Annotated in this window: 11 protein-coding genes; 5 read left to right on the top strand and 6 right to left on the bottom strand. The window is 55.4% G+C overall.

The window, feature by feature from the left end; genetic code table 11:
- Nucleotides 1-64 precede the first annotated feature (64 nt).
- Nucleotides 65-292: a hypothetical protein gene (locus BRPE64_RS03525; RefSeq protein ID WP_016344643.1), complete on the top strand. Its 228-nt coding sequence runs from the start codon at nt 65-67 to the stop codon at nt 290-292.
- Nucleotides 293-497: 205 nt separating this feature from the next.
- Here BRPE64_RS03525 and BRPE64_RS03520 read toward each other — a convergent pair whose 3' ends face one another.
- Genes BRPE64_RS03520 through BRPE64_RS32735 form a run of 5 tightly spaced genes read right to left on the bottom strand, consistent with a single transcriptional unit; the run spans nt 498 to nt 3,995 of the window.
- Nucleotides 498-944, bottom strand: coding sequence for a YeeE/YedE family protein (locus tag BRPE64_RS03520; protein ID WP_044041202.1), 447 nt, complete (start codon nt 942-944; stop codon nt 498-500).
- A gap of 1 nt (nt 945) precedes the next feature.
- Nucleotides 946-1,380, bottom strand: a complete 435-nt coding sequence (locus tag BRPE64_RS03515; RefSeq protein WP_044041201.1) for a YeeE/YedE family protein — start codon at nt 1,378-1,380, stop codon at nt 946-948.
- Between the two features lie 41 nt (nt 1,381-1,421).
- Nucleotides 1,422-1,856 carry a beta-lactamase hydrolase domain-containing protein gene (locus tag BRPE64_RS32225; protein WP_084675718.1) on the bottom strand — a complete coding sequence of 145 codons (435 nt, stop codon included), beginning with the start codon at nt 1,854-1,856 and terminating at the stop codon, nt 1,422-1,424.
- A 42-nt stretch (nt 1,857-1,898) separates the two neighbouring features.
- Nucleotides 1,899-3,497 carry a cytochrome c oxidase subunit I gene (gene ctaD / locus BRPE64_RS03510; RefSeq protein WP_044041200.1) on the bottom strand — a complete coding sequence of 533 codons (1,599 nt, stop codon included), beginning with the start codon at nt 3,495-3,497 and terminating at the stop codon, nt 1,899-1,901.
- Nucleotides 3,498-3,548: 51 nt separating this feature from the next.
- Nucleotides 3,549-3,995, bottom strand: a complete 447-nt coding sequence (locus tag BRPE64_RS32735) for an FAD-dependent oxidoreductase (protein WP_232519193.1) — start codon at nt 3,993-3,995, stop codon at nt 3,549-3,551.
- Between the two features lie 101 nt (nt 3,996-4,096).
- Here BRPE64_RS32735 and BRPE64_RS03500 point away from each other — a divergent pair, with 101 nt between their 5' ends.
- The 3 genes from BRPE64_RS03500 (at nt 4,097) to BRPE64_RS03485 (ending at nt 7,935) form a co-directional block, all read left to right on the top strand.
- Complete coding sequence (locus tag BRPE64_RS03500; protein ID WP_044041198.1) at nt 4,097-4,801, top strand: MBL fold metallo-hydrolase; 705 nt, start codon at nt 4,097-4,099, stop codon at nt 4,799-4,801.
- Between the two features lie 177 nt (nt 4,802-4,978).
- Nucleotides 4,979-5,317: a hypothetical protein gene (locus tag BRPE64_RS33530; RefSeq protein WP_051180293.1), complete on the top strand. Its 339-nt coding sequence runs from the start codon at nt 4,979-4,981 to the stop codon at nt 5,315-5,317.
- Between the two features lie 1,856 nt (nt 5,318-7,173).
- Nucleotides 7,174-7,935, top strand: coding sequence for a YoaK family protein (locus tag BRPE64_RS03485; RefSeq protein ID WP_044041196.1), 762 nt, complete (start codon nt 7,174-7,176; stop codon nt 7,933-7,935).
- Between the two features lie 931 nt (nt 7,936-8,866).
- Here BRPE64_RS03485 and BRPE64_RS32215 read toward each other — a convergent pair.
- Complete coding sequence (locus BRPE64_RS32215; protein WP_084675717.1) at nt 8,867-9,196, bottom strand: helix-turn-helix domain-containing protein; 330 nt, start codon at nt 9,194-9,196, stop codon at nt 8,867-8,869.
- Nucleotides 9,197-10,194: 998 nt separating this feature from the next.
- Between BRPE64_RS32215 and BRPE64_RS03475 the strand changes: the two genes are divergently transcribed.
- Entirely contained in the window at nt 10,195-12,738 is a 2,544-nt protein-coding gene (locus BRPE64_RS03475) for a pyridoxal-phosphate dependent enzyme (RefSeq protein ID WP_084675716.1), read from the top strand.
- The last annotated feature ends 13 nt before the right edge of the window (nt 12,739-12,751 follow it).

Raw genomic sequence — 12,751 nt, 5'->3', positions numbered from 1 at the left:
GTTGCTTAGTTATCGCCGAAGTTTCTCAAGTGAAAATACGATCTTGAATCAACGGAGCTTGCCCATGAAGAAGATCAACCTGTTGCATAACGATCCCGAAGTCATCGATCCGTCGGACCCGTCCTTGCGGATGCGTGGGTCGATCGAAATCGATGGCGACGACTGTGGCAAATGGGAACAACACGATGACGGCACATGGACTGCAGCGCTGATTACCGGAGATGAGACTGTTCTTCGCGCAGATGGCAAGGACTTACTTATCAGCATGATCGCCGACCATTGCCGTTGCTGAGCTCCAAGCAATCGACCGAGGCGCTTGCGACGTTGACTAAGGGAGTCGTCTACTTCGCTCGATTTGACATGATGTTCTTACCGGCGACAACGCGAAAGTCCTGCTAGGATTAGGTCGCGGTATCGGTCGTACTTTGCTCAAAGGGTGAGACGCGGGACCGCGATTGACGCCACTCTTTCTGAAGTACAGCGGTTTCCGGCAGTCATCAGCCTCCTGCAACTTTGCAGCGATTCGCCCGCTCTCGCAATGCGCTCACCTGTTTAAAAACCAACATACCAGCAAGCATTGCGACAAAAAAGATGATGGCCCCGCTCTTGGCCGTGCCAATGGCAACAACTGCAGGTCCCGGGCAAAATCCAGCCACGCCCCATCCAAGGCCAAATATTGCGCTTCCAATGAGCAGTTGACCGTCAATCCGTTGTTTGGTGGGCAGGTACTTCCGCACTTCAAGGAGTGGTTTCTCAATCCGCCGACTGACATAAAATCCGATCGAAGCAGTGGCGATCGCACCAATCATCACGAAAGCTAGTGACGGATCCCATTGGCCCGCAATGTCGAGAAAACCAAGCACTTTTTCCGGATTGGTCATGCCCGAAATAATCAACCCTAGCCCAAACAACGTCCCGAGTAAGAAAGAACTTACCTTTCGCATCCTATGCACCCCACCCATGCCGCACGATCCATACCGTTGCAAAGCCCGCGACCATAAACGTCGACGTCGCGGCCAGCGAGCGAATTGACCCACGTGAAAGGCCGCATACCCCGTGGCCGCTCGTACATCCGCTTGCCGCCCTCGTGCCAAATCCGACTAACAGGCCGCCGACGATCAAGGTCCAGGTGCTTGACCGAATGACGATAGGCGGCAGCGGAGCTACCACCATAAAAAGCGTCGCGGCAACAAGCAACCCTGCAACAAAGTAAACTCGCCATCCTTCCCGCCAACCGTCAGCAGTAAGAAGGCCACCAAGTAGACCGCTGATGCCCGCGATCCGTCCGTTAAGCAGCATAAAAAGTGCTGCAGACAGCCCGATCATCGCACCCCCGGCCAGCGATCGAAACGGCGTGAAATTTATCCAGTCGATCACCATGATTGGCAACCCTTGATCGTATGCATGTCTAAATACGCGCGCTATTTTGCGAGGATCCGACGTACGTCTTCTTCCATTTTCGTCAGCCCGTACTGCTGGCCAACTTTAATCGCATCGTCCGTGGACGAACCGTCTATCCATGCAGCACGAAGTGCAAACAAGGCCCCCACCCGATTTCCGGATCCGCAGTGCACCAGTATTGGCAGATTGGCCTTATCGCCGAGTATTCGACCAAGTTCGACTGCCGCGCTTCGTGTGAGATCGTTGGCAGTCGCGACAGGGAGATGGTGATATTTCATTCCCAGCCTTACAACCTCCGCGTGTTCGTCGAGTCCCGCATTTTCGGTGGCCGGTCTTAGATTTAAGATGGACCGAAAGCCATAGTCGCTCACGCGGGCCAACTGATCGAGGGACGGTTGTCCCCCGGTAGCAATGTCAGCCGTTGGTTGTTTGAAATTCGGTATGAGGTCGCTCATTGTCTAATACGCAGTAGTTAAGGGTTTCTGTGCTTATTGCCATCAAACAACTTCGGGCGGCTTCTCAAAGGTGTGGAACGGCGCTGGGCTTGGCACCGTCCATTCAAGTCCCTCAGCTCCGTCCCATGGTTTGTCCGGGGCGTCTAACAACTCTTTCGAACGGGCGTAGCAGGGCAGCGCCACCGCAAAGAGAAAATACACCTGCGCCAGCCCGAAGAAAAAGGCGCCAATGGTCGCGATCTGGTTGAAATCGGTAAACTGCGCCGGATAGTCGGCGTACCGTCGCGGCATGCCGGCAAGCCCCAAAAAATGCATCGGAAAGAACGTGACATTGAAGGCCACCATGGACACCCAGAAGTGAATCTTTCCACGCGTCTCGTTATACATCTTGCCCGTCCACTTGGGCGCCCAGAAATACCATCCGGCGAACAGCGAGAACAGCGACCCCGCGACCAGTACGTAATGAAAGTGCGCCACAACGTAGTAGGTCCCATGCATCTGGATATCCAACGGTGCGAGGGAAAGAATCAGTCCCGTAAAGCCGCCGACGGTGAACACGAAGATAAAGCCGATGGCGAACAGCATCGGGGTCTCAAAGGACAGCGATCCCCGCCACATGGTGGCGACCCAGTTGAACACTTTCACGCCAGTCGGAATCGCGATGAGCATGGTTGAGTACATGAAGAACAGCTGCCCGGTAACCGGCATTCCGGTCGCAAACATGTGGTGCGCCCAGACCATGAACGACAGAATCGCAATTGACGCGGTCGCATAGACCATCGACGCGTAGCCGAAAAGAGGTTTGCGAGCGAATGCCGGAATAACCTGCGACACCACGCCAAACCCTGGCAAAATCATGATGTACACCTCGGGATGGCCGAAGAACCAGAAGACGTGCTGGTAAAGCACTGGGTCTCCGCCGCCAGCGGCGTTAAAAAATGATGTGCCGAAATGCCGGTCGAACAGGAGCATGGTGACCGCGCCAGCCAGCACCGGCATGACCGCGATCAACAAGAAAGCGGTGATTAACCAGGTCCAGCAGAACATGGGCATCTTCATCATCGTCATACCTGGCGCGCGCATGTTCAGGATGGTGACGACAATGTTGATTCCACCCATGATCGATGACGCTCCCATTAGGTGGATGGCAAAGATCGTCATATCCATGCCCGGGCCCATCTGCGTAGACAACGGGGCATACATTGTCCACCCGCCTGCGGGTGCGCCACCGGGCATAAAAAAAGTGGCCGTCAGCATGATGGCTGCAACGGGCAGCAACCAAAAACTGAAGTTGTTCATTCGTGCAAACGCCATGTCGGATGCGCCGATCTCAAGCGGCACCATCCAGTTCGCAAATCCGACGAATGCCGGCATGATCGCGCCGAAAATCATCTCGAGTCCATGCATGGTCGTGAGCTGATTGAAGAATTCCGGGCGCATCAGTTGCATGCCTGGTTCGAACAGCTCGGCGCGAATTGCCAACGCCATTATCCCACCCGATAAAAACATCACGAACGAGAACAGCAGATACATCGTCCCGATGTCTTTGTGGTTTGTCGCAAAGACCCAGCGCCGCCATCCGTTTGGGATGGCGTGGCCTGCGTCGTGGCCAACTACATGATCGTGCGTGGTGGTACTCATAGCAGCTCCAGTTAACCGTACGGCTTGCCAATGTCGGAAGTTCAAATTAATTTAGGCGAGCCGCGCGACGCACCGCCGCATTTCGCCTGCAATGACTGCGCGTTGATGCACAGGCACATGAGTGCCCACGAGGACGACCTGTCCGGCACTACGAATTTCAATCTTTGGACGAGGCAACTTGTAGCCGATTCTGGCGCCCCGTTCCAGCACCACCGCACTGTGCTCCGGCTCAAATGCCGTTACGCGCCCGGGAACAAGTTCAACACTTGCGGGCATACAGTCGCGCATCGACTGACGCGTCTTGTCGACGTCAAACTGGCCACCGCCAACCAATGTCCACGCTGGTTGGTAGTAGTGAAATTCAGACGGATCCACCACGACAATGTCGAGATTCTTACTTATGTGTTTCAGGCGTGCGGCAACACTTACCCCTCCCACGCCTCCCCCGACAATCACAGCGCTATAGGTAATGGAGACATTTGTATTTAAAGCCACCACGCTTCCTCCAGTTGACGTTGGCGCCCTCGACACTATATTCTATAAAGATATAAGCTTATACGAAAAAGCGGTATAGCGTTTTTTTATGGGGTTATAGGGCGATGCTTTTCCGACAGCTCTTCGACAGCACATCAAGTACGTACACCTATGTACTTGCCTCTCGAGTAGGGGGAGAAGCCCTCATCATCGATCCGGTCAGGGACCAACTTGAACAGTATCTGAAGGTCATCGAAGAGCTGGATCTGAAGCTGGTCCATGCCATCGACACTCACACACACGCGGATCACATTATCGCGCTAGGAGACCTTCGAGACATCACGCATTGCACAACCATCATGGGCGAATTATCGCAGGCCCATTGCGTCTCGCAGCACGTGCACGAAGACGAGGTCGTGCGCGTTGACGGCATCGAGCTCAGAGCCATATACACACCGGGGCATACAGACGAATCATTCAGTTTTGTTTTGAACCCGAATGCTCCGCAAGCGGTCTTCACAGGCGACGTGCTGCTTATTCGTGGAAGCGGACGTACAGACTTCCAGGGTGGAGACGCACATCGGTCGTGGGACTCGATTGTCAATAAGCTCTTCAGGCTACCTGACATGACAACGCTTTATCCTGCCCACGACTACAAGGGCTGGACGGCATCCAGTATCGGCGAGGAGAAGCACTTTAATCCACGGCTTGCCGGCAAGACGGAAAGCGAATACGTCGACATCATGAACAACTTGCATCTTCCCAACCCGAAAATGATGGACGTTGCGATCCCGGCGAATCTCGCGTGCGGCCAGCCACCAACACTTTGAAGCGTCAAGGCTAATTAACATGTACGCCTCGACTGTTTTGACCCAGGGTATTGCTGAGGCAGCATGCGGTGGATTTGTCAGCTTTTCTTTGGGACTTGTCGGGGGAAATGGTTCAATTCTCGTCGTAGCAGCAAGCGTCTACATCAACATGCTCACGCGCGTGCCGGACACGTACGCTTGGGCCCCGCCTTTGCGTTCGCTGCGACCGGCGTGCTCGAGGCAACGTTGGGGTCGACAATAGGCAAGCTCGTCGATGGACAGAAATTTCATGGTGAGTCCACAGCGAGCATCTTCCAGGATACGCACCATCAGGCGTACGACGGAACACCGAACCCTAATGCGAATCTGATCGCCGCAATCCAGCGCGCAGAAGTGGAAGCGTCCGCCTGTGCGCAGGCGTTGATCGCAAACGGCTTCGCGATTGACGCACTTCTGCCCGGAGACACGCGATCGCTCTTGGCGCTCACGACCCTTACCGTTTTGGAACATGATGGATATAGCTTGATGCCACTGTAGAACTGTAGATGGCAAAAGTATGGGACCGTCATGAACGTGAGGCCTCTCGCTTTACCCCTGCATCCGCTGATTATTTATATTCAGTGTCGCGGTAGCGTTAAGTGTCGCGCAATTCTTAGGTCGCGGTGACGCGAGTATTCAAAAGGCGATCTTCACAAGCCTTTAGTTTGGGTTACTCGGTTGCTCATTTCTCGTTCGTCCTTCGTGATCCGCTTCTTTCCCTACTTCCAGGAAGATTTCTTGAAGATGTTCGATTTCGGCGACCCGTAGTTTTATCTTATCCCCGGCGCTGTCGCTGGACTTTGCGCGGCGGCACGCTTCTTCTTCTACCGTTCCCCTGCCATCCGCAAGCCTTTTATGGTTGTCTTGTCGTCAGGCGTACTTGTCTGGGGCGCAGCAAACGCCGACGCGGAATTCTCGAAGCCCCGGAATTCCTTCCAGCGATCGCGTTGATGAACCGATGAATCATCAGGGCGACTCGCAGCCCCTCACGAACGAGCAAGAGTGCCCGTCCCGCGTCTACTTATGGGCGTCATGTTGCAGCCCGTGCCAAGCGCAGGGGCCGGTACCCGCGCGAGCTCAGCTTGATCATTCAAACTTGCATAGTGTGCTCGTCAATAAGGGCGAAACGACGTAGATAATTTTCCTTTATAACGAGCTCATCGACGCGCTTGAGATCGCTGCGCGCTTTAATGCAAAGTCGCCGCAGGCCAAATAACGCCGCGCGAGAGTCGGATCTTGCGACATTAACGGTCATCCGAACGACGCCGCCCCTGCATTAGCAAACGGCGGTTGATGGCCGGTCTGAGACAGGACCTCCGCAAAATTAGCTCGCCGCAAGCCGGCGACGAAGTAAGCGCGCGCGGGAGCTCGGCTATCTAAATAACACGACGACCTTAATCGACGGCTCGTGCTCAATCATGTTTCCAACCATATTCTTTCCTCCACCGAAAAAGTTATATCGATCGGTAGGCGACATGCCGAACTCTGTCAGGGTCGACGAGTACCATAGCCGTCGTCGTTTGTAGTTGACGCAAGACGCAAGAAATTCCTTTCCAAACCATCAGGTGCGTCATGCTCCAAGAGTTTGTGCGCGCAACGTTAGTGCACCTGGAGGCAGGCCTCGGCTCGGTTGTCGATGCCCACGCACAATTGAGCAAGAAGGTGTGGTTGGTCGAAGTACCAAAGCCTGAAGTTAGTGGCGAGAAAGTGGCGAAGTGCACCCCGCAAACCCGCGTCGTTACTGAGTTTGCAAATTCCTGTGGGTCATCCGTGCAGAATCTCGCCGAAAAGATTTAGGACATGCCGCGTCGTCGCCAAAGTGAGCGCGTACACCTTCATGGAGACGTCGACCCATTGCCAACAGCGGCAGTTTTGCAATGCACCGTGCAAGGACTGTCGAGTTGTACGACGAGACGCTGGGACCCTAGGGGGAGGGGGTATCTGAGACTTGGCAGCTTTTTGACCCGGACACAGAGCGTTCTCTCACGCGCAGAAAAAATCCCCCTTTAACATTAAATGTTAAAGGCTTTAACATGGCCCTAATTACCCTGAATCCTTTACTGGCGGGGCTTTGAGGCAATTCGGCACATGTTAAAGCGATGTTAAAACATGTTAAAGATGTTAATGCTCGGAGCCGATTGTCTAATGTCACCAGCAGGTCAAATTTTTAGCTTCTCAAGCACAAAATCCGAGCGAACCGAAAGTTCCGTCGGCACCTGTTACAGCGGTTCGCGCTCTCCCCATGATTGGGCGTAGCATCGTCAATGTGCGCGGTATGGGAGAGCGTCCTGCCACGAAGATACGTATTGGCACGTGCTAATTTATCGCACCACGCTCAAAAACCAGGAAGCCCTATGCCAATCGCTTTACTTCGTGGCCTTACTTCGCCCGACCGAACTGACCAAGGCAATCGGCGGCTTGGCTGTACCCTATGCTTTGTTGCCGGTGCGGCGAATGCGGGTGGCTTCCTAGCCGTTGGACAGTACACGTCTCATATGTCTGGTCTAGTGTCCTCGATCTCCGACAACGCCGTGCTGGGACAAACCACGCTCGTCCTTTCAGCTGGGTGCGCTGTGACGGCTTTTATCTTGGGCGCGGCGACATCGGCGATCCTTATCAATTGGGGACGCCAACGTCTGGCACGTAGCATCTACGCGACGCCGCTGCTGCTCGAGGCTGCGCTTCTCTTAGTTTTTGGGCTGCTGGGGTCGCATCTTGTGACGCACAGGCTCCTGGACACTCCGCTCACCGTAGCGCTCCTCTGTTACGTCATGGGACTGCAAAACGCGATGATTACGAAAATCTCGAAGGCAGAAATCCGTACGACGCACGTGACTGGACTCATCACCGATATCGGCATAGAGATAGGAAAAGGGTTGTATTGGAATCGAGGCAGTTTCTCCGATGGATCGGGCTATGTTCGTGCCAATCGCGCGCGCCTTTCCTTGCTGGGTTCTCTACTGGGCATGTTTGTGCTGGGCGGCTTCGCTGGCGCGATCAGTTTCTCGCATATCGGCTTCCTCGCGACGCTTCCTCTAGCAAGCTTGCTCTTGATGCTCACACTGGTTCCACTCTTCGACGACATCAGCGCGATCCGGCGGCGCGCTCGTTCCTAGCGTCTAATCTACACGGACATCCTAGGACCCGCGCCGGTCAAGGTACGCACGAACACGCTCTATCAGACTATCTGACCGACTTGGCTTACGCCTCCTCGCACGTACATTCGGCGGGCCGATTTCGACAAGGCAAAGCTTCTAGCCACTTGATCGGTGCAGGTCGGTCGTCCCGCGTCGTCTAGCAAGCCATGAGTTCGGTTCGCCTTCGCGAGCGGCTCGCATCGTCACTTACATCGCTCTTATTGCTCTATACCGATAAGTGCGATCCTGATTGAAGGATCGATCTGCAACGCGCGTGTGCTTGCATCAAGCTGAGCTTGGGGCAATGTCCACTCCTGCGGGTCGACGTTCGTAACGACGCCGAAGTCGGGCAATCCTTGCGCAGAGGACGATTACCGGATTGCCAGCAGCGATTTTTCCCGCATCAAAGTGGTGCTCTAGCAGCAGGCCAGCGCCGCGGCGATTCCACTAATCGGCCAACTCCTCAATTTTTAATTTCGCGGGTGTAGAAATTTGACGGAACGGTCGGTCCCAACGCAAATCGCTCCAGACTTTTACACCCCCTCCCCATCAGCTTGCCGCTTCCATGCCACAATGCGATCAGTTTGTCAGTGAAGGCACCGAGCCGTACCGCGACGCTCGGGGTGATGCTGGCAGTCGATCCATCTCGTAGCGGTCTTTCGCATCGGTAAGCTGGGTGATCGCCGCTCGTCCTCCTAGCCTGCCGAACGCGCTGAACAGTATTCGCCGTACGCGTCCGGTTGATTCACCCGCAGCCTGCGATATGGATCGTCTCAGAGATTGCATGCGCACACGCGCGAACTCTAGTGTCGAAATCTTTTCTCAATCCTCCCTTTCCGATGAACGACGATCGCGGCAGGCGATCCGTCACCAAAGCGCACTGCCCCGGGTTCAGGGTATGCGTGTGCTACTAGCGTGAAGCCCTCAGCAAGGACATTATCCCCACTGCGATATCGTCTCGCTTCTCGTGCTGATGCTTCCGAAGCTCTCGGATGAGCGCCTGCTCATTTGGATTAAGCTGGCACTCGAATTCCTCTCCAAGGATTAAGTAGCTTAAATTCACACCCGACAACCCGAGGTTGTATAAGTAAAGCAAATCTGGCTCTCGCGAGCCATTCTCATAGTTGGATTGAGTTTTTGCTGTAACGCCGCCTCGTGCTGCAAATTCACGCTGCGACTCGCCAAGTTCATTGCGCGCGCGGCGTAATCGAATCCGGAAAGCTTCCAATCTGCTTTTCATTCGTGTTTCTTACCTAGCTTGATCGACGATCACCATCGTTGTAAGACTGTCGAATTCACGCATATCGAAAATAGGTTTTGAGCAAATGTTTGGCAGAAGCTGTGAAGAGAAGTCCTCGACCATGGCACAGTCACGAAGCCGCCGTCGCCGCTTCGCCTCGCCACCTTTCGAAAAATTAACAGCTATGCCCGCTTTAAATGCTTGCTGCATGATATCTATCACTTGGTCGTTTCGTTTTCTGCGGGCACTCAAGACTATTACGTTTGATACGGCGGAATCGGAACATACGATCCAAACTTCCGCTGAAACACCGTCAAGCGGGTTGCTTTGAACGAGTGTCCACCGATCGATCACGGGAAGCTAACTCCGACTTCATTGGTAACGGAATCGCCCCGCTCGACCGATCACGTGATGTATGCACCCGTAGATATTCTTTTCGGAACCGCCGCATTTTGCCCATACAACAACATGGTTCAAGCACCTTCGGCATCGCTAGCTGCGACCGACGTTTGCAGCTGGACTGTAGCTCACATGAAGGCCAGCAGCACCCTGTCAGTGCTTCGTACGAGATTTGCACTCGTAAACAACCAACCGATACCAAGCGACTCAAAACTCAGCCCAAACGGTTTGCAAAGATACCGTCTTGGATGATCCTTGTGATAGCTTTGTGCTTAAGCGATCAGTTCATTATGACTTCGCTTGCGCGCAATTGCCAATTTTAAGAGATCTTAAATTTTAAGTTGGGTCGTTAAGAAATTAAAAATCGACGATGACGGAGATTCATTCAGGCGCTCCGTCTCGATTTAAGGTCATCTCACGCATGGCTTACAGCGGGCGTAGATTGACATATTGATTGCTGCTGTTGGTTAAAAGCGTAGGCGCATTAACTTAATCGATAATGTTCTGAAACAGTTGATTAACCTCTTAGATATCACGTCTGATGAGCCTCGCCAACACCTCGCGAAGCAGTAACCGCAGGTAGAAAGAAATAATCAGAGATGAATACGGCAGAAAATCGTTTTGATATGGACGAAACGGTCCGCGTGCAACGGATTCGACAGGATGCCGTGCATATTAGTCAATTTGTATTGCGCACCCCGCTCATTCGCCTCTCATGGCTGAGCACTCCTACTAGGACGGTCTGGGCCAAGCTCGAATGCCATCAGATCACCAATTCTTTCAAGGTCCGCGGCGCGTTCAACGCAGTTCGTAAGCTGCCACTGGGCCAGCGCGTGTACACCGCGTCCGCGGGCAATCACGGCATTGCGATTGCGCATGTTGCGCAGACGCTCGGATTTCCGTGTGTGGTCTATGTGCCCGTCAACGCGTCCGAACTCAAGCTGCGCAGGCTTATCCAACACGGTGCGAGCGTCGAGCAGGTCGGGCGCGATCTGCACGAGGCCGCCGAAGTTGCAAAGGAACATGCAGTGGCGACCGGAGGGGCGTTTATCTCGCCTTTCTCGCATGAGGACGTGATCGGCGGCCAGGGTAGCCTCGCGCTCGAGGTGCTTGAGGACATCGACGCCCCGATCGACACCGTGATCGCGCCGCTCGGCGGGGGCGGGCTAATCGCCGGCATTAGCCCCGTGTTCAAGACGCATGATCTGCAGACACGGGTGATCGGCGTGCACCCGGAAGTGTTTCAGCGCAGATTGTTGAGCCCTGGTGATGCGGCACTATCGAAACCGGTGCGCCCGACGCTGGCGGATGGCCTCGCGGTGCAGCACGATGTGCTCGACGGCGAGTTGGAGGCGCGCGTGCGCGGCGCGCTTGACGGTTTCGAACTGGCCAGCGAGGCCGACATCGGAAACGCGGTGATCGCGATGCTCCACAACGAGAGCGTCCTAGCCGAAGGTGCCGGCGCCATCGCGCTCGTTCCGCTGATCCGGGATCTTGACGCAAAGCAGTTTCGCGGCAATGTCGTTGTGATCGTCAGCGGCGGGAATATCGCGAGCGCATCGGTCACGAAGTGCCTTATGACGAGTGTTGACGATCCGCGCGTATCCGCCTTGCTCGGACACCGGTCGGCCCGCCTCGCGAGCGAAACGGTCCGCAAAGACAGGTGCTCCGAAACCGACGCACGCGGCGCGATAACTCCGCTGTCACTCAACGTCTCGAGCATATGGGCGACGCTTCTCGCCACGCTGTCGAGGAAATTCGCCACGCTGTTCGACGAACTACAGCAGCACGCCGAGTATGTCGACCATCACAGGCTCGACGCCCATGCGCACGTCGCGCGCCACGTGGTCGACGCAACCCGGTCCGCGATCGAGCGGCTCGACGCAACACTGCGCACGCCGCACTCCGACGCCGACCGGCGCGCCACCTATCGGTTGATGATTCAGGAATACAGCTTCTTGAGAAATAGTCTGTCGTGGAGCAGCGCGAGCAGTGATCAGAGTCGCTGCGTTATGTTCTTCGATCCGCAGGAGAACTCGGGCGCGACCGTGAACTACGACAGGTATGGCTCGATGCTGCTGCGCAAGAAGGAGATTTCGTTGCTGCAGAGCCTCGGGTTCGACGTGGCCCAGAACGACCTGTTGCTTGTCTCGTCGGGACAGGCCGCGTATGGGGTGATCGAGAGCTTCCTGCTGTCAGAGGTGCTGCATGCCGGGACGGTGATCGCGACGAGTCCCTACATTTATTTCGAGGCGCTTGAGCAGTTGCAGCGGCTACGCCACGTCTATCTGCACCGTGCGCCTTCGTGGCATCCAAATTCGCTTATTGAGCTCGTCGAGAGAGAAGACGCGCGGGTCGTCTTCCTGGATCCGCTCGCGAACCTCGGCACAATGAACTCGATCGACCTGCAAGCTTTCGCAGTGCGTCTATCGGGCCGGGATTGGTCCAACCGATGGTTCGTAATCGACGGCACGATGGTGTCAGGCGGCATCAACGTCTTCTCGATCTTCAACAAGCCCGAGCATCCCAAACTTCTCTATTACGAGAGCGGCAGCAAGTATCTGCAGCTCGGACTCGACCTCCAGATGGCAGGCGTGGTGGTCTGCCGTAAGTCGGTCTCCGACAAGCTGGCGATCGCCCGTCGGAACCTGGGCGCCGTAATGTACCAGAGCTCGATCAGCCGCTTCCCCGACTACGACCGCCGCATCTATCTGACTCGGATGGCGCTGTTGACCCGCAACGCGGAAGCTCTCTTTGCGCGCCTTAAGGACGATGCAGAGCTGAGCGAACACCTGGACCCCGGATACCCGAGCAACTGGGGCAATCTTGGCTGGGCGCACGGCGGCGGCGTGGTCGCGGTCCGCTTGCGGAAGACTGGGCTGAACAACCATGCATGTCTCGATGCCCTGATAGATCAGTTGCTCGAAGAATGCCGACGCGCGCGCGTTGCGCTGACTAAAGGCGTGAGCTTCGGATTTTCCACGACCCGAGTCTCCGCGGCCGCGGCGATGGCAGACAACATGCCGCCTTTCCTCCGCTTCTCAGTCGGCGAGGAGACCCCGGAGGAGATGGCGAAGCTGACCGAGGTCATCGTCAGGACGATCGCAGAATTCGTCAGGGCCGGCGCAGCATTATTGTCTTGAGAGGGCAAAAAGG

Origin of the sequence: Caballeronia insecticola, from assembly GCF_000402035.1 — a bacterium.
Lineage (GTDB): Bacteria > Pseudomonadota > Gammaproteobacteria > Burkholderiales > Burkholderiaceae > Caballeronia > Caballeronia insecticola.
The sequence above is the reverse complement of the archived record's forward strand: the minus strand, read 5'-3'. Positions and strand labels throughout refer to the sequence as shown.